This window comes from Aestuariispira ectoiniformans (assembly GCF_025136295.1).
Taxonomy (GTDB): Bacteria; Pseudomonadota; Alphaproteobacteria; order UBA8366; family Aestuariispiraceae; genus Aestuariispira_A; species Aestuariispira_A ectoiniformans.
The window spans coordinates 3,809,150-3,823,676 of record NZ_CP062788.1 but is presented as its reverse complement, the minus strand read 5'-3'; the positions used below and the strand labels follow the sequence as shown (position 1 = coordinate 3,823,676).

At 57.3% G+C, this 14,527-nt stretch carries 9 protein-coding genes; 5 read left to right on the top strand and 4 right to left on the bottom strand.

What is annotated here, in order from left to right; translation table 11 throughout:
* Positions 1–273 precede the first annotated feature (273 nt).
* The gene (locus IF205_RS17990; RefSeq protein WP_259780731.1) at positions 274–1,716 is read left to right on the top strand and encodes a TIGR03013 family XrtA/PEP-CTERM system glycosyltransferase; all 1,443 of its coding nucleotides are present in this window, start codon (positions 274–276) and stop codon (positions 1,714–1,716) included.
* Between the two features lie 319 nt (positions 1,717–2,035).
* A complete protein-coding gene (locus IF205_RS17985) occupies positions 2,036–3,019 on the top strand; it encodes a DUF2336 domain-containing protein (RefSeq protein ID WP_259780730.1) in 984 nt (327 codons plus the stop codon).
* A gap of 25 nt (positions 3,020–3,044) precedes the next feature.
* On the opposite strand, the gene IF205_RS17980 is transcribed toward IF205_RS17985, so the two are convergent.
* Complete coding sequence (locus tag IF205_RS17980; protein WP_259780729.1) at positions 3,045–4,220, bottom strand: glycosyltransferase family 4 protein; 1,176 nt, start codon at positions 4,218–4,220, stop codon at positions 3,045–3,047.
* A 296-nt stretch (positions 4,221–4,516) separates the two neighbouring features.
* Between IF205_RS17980 and IF205_RS17975 the strand changes: the two genes are divergently transcribed.
* Both IF205_RS17975 and IF205_RS17970 read left to right on the top strand, forming a co-directional pair.
* Positions 4,517–5,707, top strand: a complete 1,191-nt coding sequence (locus IF205_RS17975) for a glycosyltransferase (RefSeq protein WP_259780728.1) — start codon at positions 4,517–4,519, stop codon at positions 5,705–5,707.
* A 5-nt stretch (positions 5,708–5,712) separates the two neighbouring features.
* Entirely contained in the window at positions 5,713–6,177 is a 465-nt protein-coding gene (locus tag IF205_RS17970) for a YaiI/YqxD family protein (protein WP_259780727.1), read from the top strand.
* Positions 6,178–6,189: 12 nt separating this feature from the next.
* Here IF205_RS17970 and prsK read toward each other — a convergent pair whose 3' ends face one another.
* Positions 6,190–8,253 (bottom strand): XrtA/PEP-CTERM system histidine kinase PrsK, encoded by a 2,064-nt coding sequence (gene prsK, locus IF205_RS17965; protein WP_259780726.1) that lies wholly within the window; start codon positions 8,251–8,253, stop codon positions 6,190–6,192.
* A 163-nt stretch (positions 8,254–8,416) separates the two neighbouring features.
* Here prsK and IF205_RS17960 point away from each other — a divergent pair, with 163 nt between their 5' ends.
* On the top strand, positions 8,417–9,247 hold the full coding sequence (locus tag IF205_RS17960) for a metallophosphoesterase (RefSeq protein ID WP_259780725.1): 831 nt from the start codon (positions 8,417–8,419) through the stop codon (positions 9,245–9,247).
* A gap of 10 nt (positions 9,248–9,257) precedes the next feature.
* Here the strand turns inward: IF205_RS17960 and IF205_RS17955 are convergent, their stop codons facing one another.
* Positions 9,258–12,131 carry a calcium-binding protein gene (locus IF205_RS17955; RefSeq protein ID WP_259780724.1) on the bottom strand — a complete coding sequence of 958 codons (2,874 nt, stop codon included), beginning with the start codon at positions 12,129–12,131 and terminating at the stop codon, positions 9,258–9,260.
* On the bottom strand, positions 12,091–14,487 hold the full coding sequence (locus tag IF205_RS17950) for a glycosyltransferase (RefSeq protein ID WP_259780723.1): 2,397 nt from the start codon (positions 14,485–14,487) through the stop codon (positions 12,091–12,093). The genes IF205_RS17955 and IF205_RS17950 overlap by 41 nt, the downstream gene beginning before the upstream one ends.
* Positions 14,488–14,527 lie beyond the last annotated feature (40 nt).

The window sequence follows — 14,527 nt, the reverse complement described above, 5'->3', positions numbered from 1 at the left end:
GCTGTGCCGGAAAGTATAACAGGATCGGCTGCCTGGGAAATGGGTTTTTCCCGCCGCGGCAGGTGTTCACATTCCCGTGTTCTCCCGGCATGACATAAAGCTGACATGACTCTCTACTTGTCTACCGCGCGTTGGTACTTTATTAATTGTTGTCAGTATAGCATACGCATTTGGATGAGGGGCAGGAGCGTTGCTTAACATCTGTTATCGCAAAGCGGTGGCGGGTGGTACAACGTGTAAGCTACAGATTTGCTGTTGCGGGGGAGTGACACCATGATGGTGCGCGTGTTCCGTCATCACATTTCGCTGTATGCGATTTTGTTGGCGACTCTGGAAGTATCCTTTTTCGTCCTCGGCGGTCTTTTCCTGATTGGATTTGTACCGGGCGCCGTTGCATTAAGCTATGATGGCGTCGACCGGGACTTTCTGATCGCGAGCCTTTCACTGGCGATCTTTATTACCGTTTGTAGCGTCGGTTTTTATAACCGGCGTGCAACCATGCGAAGCGAACTCCGTGTCGTTCAGTGGGTCGTGGTCCTGTGCCTCGTCTCCGCGGTTCTGGGCGGGGTTTTCCTGGTCTACTGGTCGGCTTTCGGACAAAGCGAGCAGTTCCCCTTCGGTTTGTGGGGGACCACCGTGGCCGTCTATGTGCTGGCGGCGTTGGTGGCGCGCTTCTTCTTTGAATATGTGATCCGGGACCGTGCCGTTTTGAAAAAGCGGATTATCGTTCTCGGCGCGGGGCCTCAGGCCGAACGCATTTACAATATTACGCAGCAGGATTCACAATGCCTGTTCGAAGTGATCGGTTTCCTGCGTTGCAATGACGGTGAGGACGACGAGGTCAAGGTCGGCCCGTTGTTGCATGATGAAATGCGCACGGAGCGCTGTGCGCTGGCCGATTTCGCGGATAGCAACGACGTCGACGAGATCGTTGTGACCATTCGTGATCGCCGCCGTCCGAAGGGACAGCTTGGCAACGGCTTGCCGATCTGGGAAATGATGGATTGCAAACTGCGTGGGATCCGTGTGACAGAGTTTGCGACCTTCTGGGAGCGTGAACTGGGTCGTGTCGACCTGGAATCGATCCGCCCCAGCTGGATTATTTTTTCCGAAGGCTTTGACGTGTCCGTCGTCAAACGCATCTTCAAACGGGCGTTCGACCTGTTTTTCTCGACACTTTTCGTTCTGATAACCCTGCCGATCATGTTGTTGGCTGCGATCGCCATCAAGCTGGATAGCAAGGGACCCGTTTTCTACAGCCAGGAACGCGTGGGCCGTGGCGGCAAGACCTTCAGCATTCGGAAATTCCGCAGCATGCGGACGGATGCTGAGGCCGGGGGCGCCGTCTGGGCGAAGAAGAACGATGACCGGGTGACCCGCGTGGGCAAGTTTATCCGCAAGACGCGGATTGATGAAATCCCGCAGATCCTGAACGTCCTGAATGGGGATATGAGCTTTGTCGGGCCGCGGCCGGAACGTCCTGTCTTTGTGAAGGAACTGGAAGAGCAGGTTCCCTATTACAAGGAACGCCATCGCATTAAGCCCGGTATCACCGGATGGGCGCAAATCAACTATCCCTATGGTGCAACGGTCAAGGACTCCTGCGAAAAGCACACATTCGATCTTTATTACATGAAGAATATCGGTCTGTTTCTGGATATGGTGATCCTGATGCAGACGGTGCGCGTGGTGCTGTTCGGTGAGGGGGCCCGGTAATACACTGTTCTTGAAGGTAAAAGGCTGGCTTCGCGGTCAGCCTTTTTTTTGCCCAATTGATCCTTCATATAACCATCTGGAATAAAATGGATCGCTAACTATATATCTACATGCTGTGCATTGTAGGGAAAGCGACGGAATTCTTGACGTCTTCACGATCCGCCTATGGGTATATTCCATTTAAAATATTGATATTTAATGATTTTTTTTCTTGGTATAGATATTGCGTAATTCTCAGGATGAAACAAAAATATCAAAAAACAAAACGGTTGGGCACCGCATTGTGTGACATTGTCAGTGATGTGGAGGGGCAATAGGAATGTTTCAGGTCTCCAGGGACGACATTTACCGTCTGTCGAGTAATCCCTCGCCGGAAGTGCGGGCGTCAATCGGCAGAAAGGTCGTCAGCGATTATGAGGCGGACCGCTACAGCGGGAACGAACGTCACCTTGCAGAGACCATTCTCAAGGCGCTGTCCCGGGATGCGGAAACCATTGTCCGCAGTCGCCTTGCCTGGGAACTTCGCGCGTCTGAGCGTATACCGAAAGACATTGCCCTACGTCTTGCCCGTGATGTGGAAGAGGTTTCCCTCCCGATTTTGAAATACTCGCCCTTGCTGGAGCCGGAAGACCTGCTCGCAATTGTTGACGAGTTGAACACCGAAAAGAACATGGTGATCGCCAGCCGCAAGGAATTGCCTGAAGAAGTGTCGGAGGCGCTGGCGGAGACGCGGGACCGGCTTGTCGTGCGCGTGTTGTTGGAAAACGAAACGGCGATTGTCAGCGATAATACGCTGGACGTGATCGACCACTACCTGGGTTATGACAGCCGTCTGCGCACGCTGTTGGATGACAAACGGGCGATCAAGCGCAGCCTCTCACGGGTTCTGGTGCGCAAGGTCGCGGGCAGTATCAAATCCAAGCTCATGCAGCGGCATGAGGACGAGTTTCCGGAATACGAACGGATGCTCTGGAACGATGAAAGCCAGATGGCGGACATGTTGTTGTCCGACAGTATCGAGAACATGGATTACAACGACCTTGTTCAAAATCTGGATGTCCGTGGCGACCTGGACGCCAACTTTGCCTTTATGGCGTTGGATCTGGGGAGGGCGGACCTGTTTGAGGTCAGTGTGGCGCGGATGCTGAAAATTTCCAGAGACGAGTTGCGCGAGGTGCTGGTCAGCGGGGGCATCTATGGCCGGACGCGGCTGGCTCAACGGCTTGGCCTGGCTCAGGAAAAGCTGGATAATTTCCTGGCCAATCTGGAAAACCAGTACGGGCAGCCCAAGTCCGTTCATTAACGGCCCGGGCCGTTCTCCTCATTTCCTAGTGTCCGTGCAGGATCGACTCAAAGAGATTGAGTTGTCCTTCCGTGGTGTCATCCCAGCTAAAACCTTCGGCATAACGCCGCGTTGCGGTTCGGGTTGGCAAGGCGGAAAGCAGGCTGTTGATGCCTTTGACAACGGCCTCGGGCGTTCTGTCTTCCATCAGGACCCCGGCATCTGCACAGGTGACAACCTCACCGGTTCCCCAGATGTCGGTTGCCACAACAGGCGTGCCGCAGGCCATGGATTCCAACAGTACATTCGCCCAGCCTTCACGGCTGGAGCAAAGCAGCATCAGGTCCGCGGCTGAATAAATCTCGGGCAGGTCGCGGTGCGGCACATTGCCGAGGAAGCGCACACGATCCGCCACGCCTTTTTCTTGCGCGAGATTTTCCAGGTTTCGCCGCTCCGGTCCGGCACCGGCGATCAACAGGGTCAGTTCCGGTAGGCCCGTCATGGCGGCAATGGCGATATGATGCCCTTTTCGTTCGATCAATCCACCGACTGAAACTGCGGTCGGCCCGGTGAGGCCCAGTTTCTGGCGGGCTTGTTCGCGATCCTGGGGTTGAAAGGCCGTCAGGTCGACGCCATTACGCAGGACATGAATCTTGGATCGGTCGATGCCAAGGTCCACCAGCGGTTCTGCCAAGGCCGCGCAGACGGTAATCAATCCGCTGGCCTGCTCGGCAGCCTGTTTGATCATCTGCCGCGGTTTGTCGAATTGCGGGATCAGGTTCAGGTCGGTACCGCGTGCCGTAATGGTCAGCGGTTTCTTGAACTCCCGGGCCAGCATGGCGGCGGCAATACCATCGGGGTAGAAATAATGGGCGTCGATCAGGTCGAAGTCATAGCCGTCTTTTATGATCTTTCGGATCACCGGCCGAAGCGCCCGATACATGAAACCCGGCGTCCAGTTCATGCCGACCTTCGGGATCAGGGGGTAGCGGGGGTGGATGATATCCAGCCCATGTCGTGTTTCCGCACTGCAGACCTTGGCATAGGTCGCATAAGTGCCGAAACAGTCCTGGCGCAGCGGGAACCACGGCACCGGGGCGACAACGCGGGCCTCCACCTTCCCGGATGACAAAAGATGGCGCAGCCGGTTCTCAACAAAGATACCGTGTACGGGCTGCTGGTCATTGGGAAACAGTGTCGAGAATGTGAGAATCTTGATCATGCATCCTGTCTCATAAACATATCAGGGCACCGCCTCCCAATGCCTAAAGGCTTGCTTTCGCTCCTATCCTGTATAGGCAATAAGCCTCTATCGCACCAGCATTTATCTATTTTTACGGAGGATCGCCTATCTCTTGTCTGCGGTTGTTCCCGCTCGGCTTTCTCGGTGCCTATAATCAATAAATTATCGCGAATAAACAGAGACTTGATTTTGTTTCCGGTAAGCGCCATTGCAGATTTCCAAATTGCGGGGGCTGGTGTAGGGTCTTGGACGATTTGATACCCATGGGGAAGACAGTGTCACAATTCGACCGTTTCAAGTTGGAGCAGGACAACACGGCTGCCGAAGACCAATATGCGGGCAGTAATCGCCCTATTCGACTGATGCATGTTTTCCCGTCTTTCGAAGTAGGCGGTTCCCAGGTGCGTTTCGCCAAACTGGCCAGGGCCCTGGGGCCTGGATACCGGCATCTGATCGTTTCCCTGAACGGGCGATGGGACGCGATGGATGCCCTGCTGGCGGGCGTGGACACCTGCGAGGCTGTGGATACAGGCCTCCCCAAGGCCTTCGGGCCGCGCCAGTATGGTCAGATCAGGCGACTGCTGAAAGACCAACGGGTTGATATCCTGATTACCTATAACTGGGGTGCGGTGGATTTTGCGCTGGCGAACCGCCTGATGCCGGTCTGTCCCCACATTGATATGGAAGACGGTTTTGGCCCTGATGAGGCGCATGGGCGTCTTGTGCGGCGGAACATGGCGCGGCGGCTGGCCTATTCCGGGGCGAAGGCGCTGGTGGCGCCGTCGCGGGTTCTGGAACGAATTGCGCGGGAAGAATGGAAAGTCCCGCCGAATATCGTCCGCTTCCTGCCCAACGGTATTGATTGCAGCCGTTTTGATAAGGGGGCTGACAAGACATTGCTGACGGAATTGGGCCTGCACGAGGGGGCAGGGCCGATCATCGGCACAATCGCCACCTTACGGCCCGAAAAAAATCTCTATCGGCTGATTGATGCCTTCAATATTCTGCGGGAAACCAATCCGCAGGCCCGCCTTGTGATCGCAGGCGATGGCGGGGAGAGAGCGTCGCTTGAAAAGGCCGCAGTCGCCTCCTCACATGCGGATGCCATACTGTTTACCGGACGGATCAACGAACCGGAGCGTATCGTCGGTGCCTTTGATATCTTTGCCCTGTCATCGGACACCGAACAGATGCCGTTCAGCGTTCTGGAGGCCATGGCCGCAGGCAAGCCTGTCGCCAGCGTCGACGTGGGGGACGTGAAGAATATGCTCGCCCCGGCCAACGCAGGATATATCTGCGAGAAAACGGCTGAGGCCCTGGCGAAAACCCTGTCTCTTCTGTTGGAGGATGAGCAGCTTCGCACGGAATTGGGGGCGGCCAATGCGGAACATGTGCGGGCGGTCTATGACCTGCGTGATATGGTGGAGGCCTATGACGCACTGTTTCGTGCAACTGTCCGGCGGTAACCGATATGACAACTGATCTGCCTGCGGTTTTTGTGGACGCCGATGCCTGTCCGGTCAAGGAAGAGGCCATGCGCGTTGCCGGGCGTCATGGCCTGATGTTGCATATGGTTAGCAATCAGTGGATGCGACTACCGGAAAGCCCCTTGATCAAACGGGTGGTTGTCAGCGATGGTTTTGACGCGGCGGATGACTGGATCGCGGAGAATATCCGTGAGGGCGATATCGCGGTGACCTCCGATATTCCTTTGGCGGCGCGTTGTCTGGAAAAAGGTGCGCGGGTCCTCAAGCCCAACGGGGAATCTTTCACCAAGGATGGGATTGGCATGGCACTTGCCATGCGGGATCTGATGGCGCATCTGCGGGACACGGGTGAAATCTCCGGCGGCGGCCCTGCCTTCGGCAAACAGGACCGGTCCCGCTTTCTCAATGCCATGGAAACACAGGTGCAGGCGGCAAAACGGCGTCAGTAGCGGTTGTGTAATTCAGGCGGAGGCCGATTGCGGCATGTCGATGGCCTTGTTGAAGAAATAGATCGACATCACGGTGCCTTCCCCCGGTTTGGACTGTACCTCCAGATGGCCGCCCATGTCGCGGACCAGTTGCTGCACCTGATAGGCGCCGATCCCGAAGCCGCCCGACTTACTGCTGATCAGCGGGCGGAAGAGGCGTTCGCGGATGAATTCATCAGTCATGCCCGGACCGTTGTCTTTCACATAAAGGCGCGGGCCGTCGTTGGTCTCGGTCAGGCCAAGTTCGACCTTGCCACCGTCACCGGCGGCCTCGGCTGCGTTGGTGAGCAGATGGTCCAGAACCGTCTGCAACGTTTCCTCCGCAACCTGCTTGGGATTTTGCAGGGGCGCGATTTTCAAGTCCAGGCTGTCGATCTTCCGGCTCCAACTGTCAAAGCTGGCCTGAACCGCCATTTCAAGATCGGATTGGCGTACCTCGTTTTTCTCCGCCTCCTGACCGGCCTTCAGACGTTCCATCAGCGAGGTCATGCGGTCCACGGTGTTCTGGATAGTCGCCAGCATGTCGCTCTGGAATTCGGGGTTGTCACCATGTTTTTCGGCATTGCGCAGCAGCATGGAAAGCTGGCTGATGGCATTCTTGATATCGTGGACGACGAAAGCGAAGCGGCGGTGGAAATCTTCCAGTTTCTTGGCGTCTTCCAGGGTGCGCAGGCTGCGCTCCTCTGCGGCGTAACTCGCCACCTGCTGACCGGCCACGCGCAGCAGGTTGTGATCTTCCCAGTCCAGCTCCCTCGGTGCACGGGACCGGGCAAGCGTGATAAAGCCGATCAGTACGTCGCGGTGAACAAGCGGAATGATCAACCAGGCCCGCGCATCCTTGAGCAGCCATTCCGGCAGGTCCGGCGCTTCCTGATGGCCGCGGTTGCGGCGTAACTGTTCCAGGTCAATGATCTCGCCGCTCTGGCTGAGATAGGTGACCAAGGGATGGGTTTCGGGAATGGCGCGCAGCTTGTCTCCCAGATTGACATGGGTCTGGAGGGAAAAGGACTGATCCTCCGGCATATGCAGCCAGATCGCACCGCCCGTGCTGTCCACCAGGTCACCGATGGCGCGCAAAAGGCGTTCATGAAAGCCGAGCGTGTCGGTTTCATGGGACAGAATGCCGGTGAAGCGCAGCCATTCCTTGCGGTAGTCATATTTGTGGCTGAAGAAATGCTGACTGATCCAGACCCGGAGGCGTGCGCGGATTGTCTCTGACGTCAGGCCAAGGATCAGGGTGACAACGGCGACCACGGCAATCACGATGCCGCTGATCCGCGCCCAGTCCCCGCCGAATTGCTGCACATAATAACCGGCGGCTGCCATGCCCAGAAGGTAAAGCCCGCTGACGATCAGGACCGTGGAATGATAGACCACCTCGCGGGACACATGCAGGTCCACACGCCAGGACTGGTTGCGCATGAAGGACACGGCGATCAGCGGGGCTGCAATCATGTCCACGAAACCCTGGGCGAAACGGTAGGATTGGTCGAGTTCCCCGAACAGGAAGACTTCCGCGTAAAGCACCAGATCGAATGTCATGAGCGTGGCGCAGCCCAGCATCAGATGCTTTAGCGCCCAGAACCGGGTCGGTTCGGAATTGCGGAACAGATGCTCGATCGCCAGCAGCCCCGCGATGACCATGACGCACATGCCACCACCGAAAAGGATGGTGTAGAGGCGTTCGGGTTCCGCCGTCAGAATTGTGGCAAAGGCACTTGCGATTGTCGCCAGGGCGATCAGTCCCAGGATAATGCGCTCTATCGTGCGGTTGCGGACAGGCCGGTCCATCAACTGGTGCAACACCAGAATCCAGCCGAAGCTGTGGGCGACCTGCAACGGGGCGGTCAGGGATGTCTTCAATCCGAGAACGGCGACCGTGCCGCTGGCAGATGCCCACAGGACAGTCAGCAATGGCGCACAGATCAGGGCCAGCGGGCGGTTGCCGGGCGTGGAGCGCAGCATATAAAAGACCCACAATATGCCGAAAGCGATAGCGGTGCCGCCAAAGCCCACAATTTCGATCAGGTTCGCCATTTCCACTCCAGGTTCGTTCGGAAGCTTTTATATTTCAGCACCTTGGGCGTCTGTCTGTTTTCAATTATACAGTCAATGCTGCGGGTCTTGAATGATCCTTCCTATATTTCTTATAGGCGTTAGACTGTATGATTACCAATCAGTTAATTGAAAGAGAGCAACGTTGCGCAAACTGGTTGCGAATTTGATTTCGAAGACCCGCCGGTCGGGCGACCCTGCTTTCCCCGGATCGCCTTCCAAGGGAACTGCGCTGGCGGTCATAGGCGATGTTCATGGGTATTCGGACCTGTTCCGCCAAATCATCGCCAGGATAGAACAGCGTTCGTCCGACTTGTCGCCTGACCGCCTGGTGATCGTGCAGGTGGGGGACATGATTGACCGTGGACCCGATAGCGCCGGTTGCCTGGATATCGCAGTTGAACAGTCTGCACGGCGCGATATCGAATTTGTACCGTTGCTGGGCAATCATGAGGTCTTTCTGCGGCTGTGTCTGCGCAGTAACGAGGACTGCCTTGACCATGTTGCAGACTGGCTGATGTTCGGCGGACGCCAGACCGTCGATAGTCTCCTGGATAACATTCCTTGTCCGCCCTTACCCGACGTTTTGAATGACCCGGTGACTTTCCGCCGGAATTTGCAGGATGCCCTTGAAGGCGCACGTATGGAACTGTTGGAAAACATGCGTTCCCATTACCGCGACGGGTCCGTCCTGATTTCCCATGCGGGCTTTCCGGAAGACGACCCGGTGGATGAGGTGCTGGCGCTTTCCTGGGATGATGTATCGCCCGGACATTGGGCATGGACCCGTGAACCCAGCGAAATTTCGCTGTCGTTCCAGGGGCAGGAATGCGGGATCGTGCATGGTCACAGCATTCATCAGGATGCGCGCCCGGTCGGTGCGCGCTTCCCCGTCGATACCGGCATCTACAGGTCCGGGCGGCTCAGCGCCGCGCTGTTCTTCGACGACAGCTATGAGGTCCTTGAAGTTTCCTGAAACCAGGGTGTTATTTCGTGATCAGGTCGCGCGGTGACAGGTCTTTTGCTGTCACGCCAAGTAATGTCGCCATTACTATCTGCTGACGCTCTGGCGTTATGGCGACGAGATGCGCGCCTTCTGGCCCATCCTGCCAGGTAATTTTACAGCGGCTGTGCGCGACGCGCTGCAACTCCCGCAGATCGATCCGGTCTTCGCCGGGCTTGAAATCGGATATGTGGTCACCGGCTTCCTTGACGTGATCGAAGACAAAGATATCCCGTCCGGGACCGCCGGTCAGTTCGTCCTGGCCCAGGCCACCTTTCAGCCTGTCGTTACCCGGCCCACCGTCCAGGCGGTCGTTCCCTTCATTGCCGAACAGAAAATCGTCGCCGGGACCACCATCAATCACATCATTACCTGCGCCGCCAAACAGAGCATCCGTCCCGCCGCCGCCGGAGATACGGTCGTCGCCGCCACGGCCATGCAACAGGTCGTTGCTGTCGCCGCCGTTCATGGTATCGGCAATATTCGCACCGATAACCTCGTTTGCCTTTGCAACACGGTGGCCATCAATTTCCACAGCCAGGGCGAATGTCGGGTCCTTGGCATAATCGCGCGGCATGTTGGGCGTTTCGGAGGCTATGAAGCCATAAGCCTCCAATGCGCGATACTGATTACCGGTGACAAGCGTGGCGGTGGCTGCCCGTGCCAGCGCGGCATAGCCGCCCGCCCAGTCCGGATAGTTCAGTTCCGTCGGCAATGCCTTGCCGGCTTTTTCGAAGGTGGCTTCCATGACCTGTTGCCAGGTCTCATACCAGACCTTTTTCCTGTTGACGATGTCATACATGAACAGGCGGTAGGATGTGCCCGCGATTGGCGGGAAGCCATCATTACCGGCAAGGAAACGGCCCGCGGTGAAATTGGTTTTCCAGGCCAGCAGCTTTTGCGCCAGTGGATTGCCGCGCCGTGCGATCTGGCCCACGACCATGGTGAAATAGTCGTCCTGCCAGGGTGATATCTTGCCCGGTTCGCCTGATGGATACTGGACCAGCCCGGAGACTTCGTCAGTTGGCGGGTCTTTTGGCAGATAGTTGTCCAGATACTGATGCAGGTTGTTTGCCAGTCTTTTCTGGAAATAGGCTTTCAGCGGGTGTTTGTCCGGCAGGATGAAGGCCGCATTGGCAATCTCGCGCAGGGCCCAGGCCTGGCCGCGTAACTGGTGCCGGTCGATAATACCCTTCTCATACCCCCGATAGGCAGGGTTCATGCTCGCCATCACATAATTGGCGGCCACCTGCATTTCATTGAGATAATACTGCGAGCCGGTCAGGAGATAAGGCAGGTAGGTCATTGACGGCATATGGGCCACATCCGTGTCCCAGTCGGTCCCCTTCGTCGTGAAGCGCGACTTCAGCATTTCAGACTTGTCGCGGTAGTCCAGCCAAAGCTTTGGATAGGTATCGATCCGGGCGATCTCGCCTGTCTTCTCATCCACATAATGCCAGGGAATGCTACCGGAGGCGTCGGCGTTGGCGAACAGAACCTTGGCGGCGCGCGGGTCCTGGGTGGCCAGATAGCGCACGGCCCAGGTGGGCAGCGGTCCAATGTCGGGTCGCCCGCCGGTGCCCGGCATGTAAGGGGTCACCAGCGCCTTGCCCATGGGGCCGGTATCGGCCTTTCGTAAGGATTCCAGGCCGGCAGCAAGGACGCCTTCCTGGGTGCCCATGGAGAAGTCATAGGTTGGTACGGCCCCGGTCTTCATGACATAGGCCATGTCCCGGATCACACTCAAGTCTGCGTAATCCTCGGATTTATACTCATAATGCCAAGTGGCTTTTTGATAATGGTCGAGATTCTTTTTTGACAGAACAGGATTGCCATCGGCGGTAATCGTCACGTCATAATGGATATGCCCCGTGCCCGTGCTGAAGGCATGGTCTGTTGCAAAGACAACATCCGCTGTCAGCGCGCCACTGGCATAAGCACGGATATTGAACCGGACGCGAAGGTCTTTGGATGCAGGCCGGGAGACGGAGAGTTCGCGAACCAGACGGCCGGACAGCCAGCTTTCCGGTGAAGCATCGCGCAGCGCCTTGGCGGCGTCGATATGGATGGATTTCCCCGTACCGGCAAAAGTAACATCGACAGCGAGCGAAAGCCTTTTGACGATATCAGCCGTGGAAAGGGACGGGTTGCTGTCCCGGTTCCCCTTACGGGCAAGCATCAGGTCCATCGATTGGCCGGGGGCGAGGCGCGGGCTTTCGATTGTCAGGATTGCATGGCGGACGGACCCGTCGGCATGTGTTGCTTTGATATCCGCCTGCAGTGGTAATGTCTTGCCGCCGGACCGTGCAACAAGGCCGGTATTGGCCGGCACGTCACCCGGCTGGAAAACCTGCCCGAAAGTGATCGGCCCCGCCACCGGACTGTCATGGTGGTTGACGAGGCGCAGGGCCACGATGTCGTCAGGCTGGCTTGGCTGTGGCAATTTTGGCGATTTCAGTGTTGCAACAGGAGCCTGAACGGTTTGTTGAGCGGCTTTGCGAGGTTTCGGCAAGGGGGCCGGGGTGGGTTTCTCCTGTGCCTTTGGTGCGACGGGTGTTTTTTTTGCCGGTTTTGGCACCGGTTTTGGTGTCGGTTCTGGCTGCGGGGCGGGTGTCTCGCTTGGTGCTGCTTCGGGGGCGGCAGGCGTCTGTTCGATAATGACATCGCCTTCCTTGTCGCGCTTGAAGCTGTCGCCCTTGTAGGACGGGGCCGATGGCAGCCCGGCTGCGGTGGCTGCGCCGATCGAAAGTGCGAGGGCTGCTGCGACGCCGGACCCGATGCGGAATACAGCCTTGTAAGACACGATCTCATTCCCCTTAAGGGTGACGGTTTCCGGGATGCGGCGCCAGTATTTCATAAAGCTCGCTCGGCGTGACAAACCGGCCCTGCAGGTCATTCTGGAAATGATGCAGGAAGGTTTCGATACTTCCCAGGAAATTCTCAAGCTGTTGACGGTTGCGCACATAGGGCGTGTTGCCCGCTCCCAGCGATGAACTGTGGTAATGGAACAGGAAGACCCGCTGCCCCTGGGCCATGCGTTGCTGGATAAAGGCCCCTTGTGCCTCCGGCGAGTGGCCGCCTTCAGGGCTGAGGTCGACGCGTTCCAGCAGGTCACAATGGGCAAGGATGCCGGCTGATTTCGTTATTCGTCCCAATTTTGTCTCGGTCAGGCTGAACAGTGATTTGGCCGGTGTCTGTGCCAGCAGGCCGTTGAGCCCGCGCGATACCGGCAGGCAGAGCAGGTCCCGTTCCGGGCCGTACCAGAAGCATGAATCGGGTGCGCCGAAGAAATTCGGCCCGCCGTCCCGCGTGTAGGATGACCAGGGCATGACGCTGGTATCGACCGTGAACCCGCGTTCGCGCAGGATATCGAGATGTTGGGCGCTGATCCCATAGCGTCCGGCCTTGTAGATTTTCGGGGCAAAGCCGAATTGCCTGTTAAAGGCAGCACAAAGCGCATCCAGCTTTTCTTCCTGTAGGGCAATGTCCAGGTTGCAGGGAAAGCTGTTTTCCCGGCTCAGCCATTCCCGATAGGGAGGATTGGCCCAGGGATGCATCTGCACACCCAGTTCACATTTCCCCGCATCGTGAAATTGCCTGAACACCTTTGCCGCATCGTCGTTATTCAAAATGGGGTAGTCGATCAGATAGGTCGGACGGATGCCATGTTGATCGAAAATGTCCTGTGCCTTGGTCTGGTTCCAGACAGAATCCAGACCGAAGCCGGAACGGCGATAAGGGCCGCCCCAGTCGAAATCCTCTTCCGTGTCGATGACGATCAGGCCCAGCGGTTGCTCCAGGTGTTTCTGGCCTGCCAGAACATAATCGCGTCCCGCACTCAGCTCACGGATCGGCGTATTGGACTTTTTTTTTAATCGATCATCGCGCAGTTCAATCTCACCACGCTGCAGGAAGGCCAGATAGGCTTCCATCTGCTGGCTGCGCGCCAGACCTTTGGAGGTGTTGTCCGGCAGGCTCGGGATGCGGCCCTTTTCTTTCTTCTCATCAATCCAGCCCCGGATCGCCCCGGCCAGTTTTTCCGGATCATTGGTGAGCAGACCAGCCTCGCGCCGTGCGATTTCCTCGGCGACGAAACCGCCTTCGCAGCCGACGGCGACAATGGGGCGGTGGGAGGCCAGATACTCAAACAGTTTGGCGGGAATATTCCCGGCGTCGGCATCGTTGTTCCATTGCATCAACAGCAGTACATCGCCACCTTTCTGCATGGCGACGGACTGGTTGAATGGCACTGGTTGGAGAATCTGGACAAAATCCTCCACGTCATATTCCCGGGCGCGCCGCGCAACATAATCCAAATCCCATCCGTAAAACTGGAACTGGACTTCCTCGGGCGTAAACTCACCATCCCGGATGGCCTTGAACAAGGGCGAGGGGTCCCGGCGTTCCGGATAACAGCGCCCCATATGCATGATCTGCACCGGCAGGCCTTCCGGGCTTTGGATTGGATCATGCGTGAAGTTTTCCGGATCGAAACCGTTGAGAAAGGTTCCCACAGGTTGCAGGAATTTTTCCTCGAAATACGGCTGCCATCGCGGCGAGACGGTCGTGATCGCCGAAGCTGTCGCAAGAATCCTGCGTTCAAACCAGTGATCGAAGCGACGACGCCACTGGGGCCAGTCGGCGTAGGGGTCGTCCATCCAGCGATCCCGAAATTCCGCGATCCAGGGAGTTTTTGTCCGCCTGGACGCAAGCGCTGTTGCGACGAAAGAAGTAAACGGGGGGCCGCTGGCGACAATCACATCCGGTTCGAAATCGCGAATTTCACGTACCAGTGCCGGATACAGCTTTATCAGCCAGCCGACATATTTGTCAGGGAACAGAAACAGGGCCTCGTAGAGGTCTGATAGCCAGTGCCATGCCTTGGGCTTCGCCCGCGCAGACTGCCCGGTCTTCGCCGTGCCGGTCGCCTGTCCGGCAGAGGCTTTGACGCTGACTTTGGAGGTCAGGGCGGATTTGATGCGACGCAGGACCGTGACCGGGTTGACCCATTGGTCGATATCGACGAATTCCGTCTCAACCACGGAGATGCGATCCCCGTCGATCGGCAGGGACCGGTCGTCACTGTCCTTGGCAACCGTGACGACCTTTACGTCAACGCCATTGCCGGCCAGATATTCGGCAAATTTACCCGTCCGCAAGGCGGCAACCGTATTGACGGGGGGGAAGTGCCACGTGACCAGCAAGACCTTCACTTCATTACTCCCTGAGGCAACGGGGCCTACGCAAGGTGGC

Coding starts and splice junctions, on each gene's coding strand:
- IF205_RS17990 (WP_259780731.1), top strand. CDS start 274: ATGATGGTGCGCGTGTTCCGTCATCACATTTCGCTGTATGCGATTTTG.
- IF205_RS17955 (WP_259780724.1), bottom strand. CDS start 12,131: ATGAAATACTGGCGCCGCATCCCGGAAACCGTCACCCTTAAGGGGAAT.
- prsK (WP_259780726.1), bottom strand. CDS start 8,253: ATGGCGAACCTGATCGAAATTGTGGGCTTTGGCGGCACCGCTATCGCT.
- IF205_RS17985 (WP_259780730.1), top strand. CDS start 2,036: ATGTTTCAGGTCTCCAGGGACGACATTTACCGTCTGTCGAGTAATCCC.
- IF205_RS17970 (WP_259780727.1), top strand. CDS start 5,713: ATGACAACTGATCTGCCTGCGGTTTTTGTGGACGCCGATGCCTGTCCG.
- IF205_RS17980 (WP_259780729.1), bottom strand. CDS start 4,220: ATGATCAAGATTCTCACATTCTCGACACTGTTTCCCAATGACCAGCAG.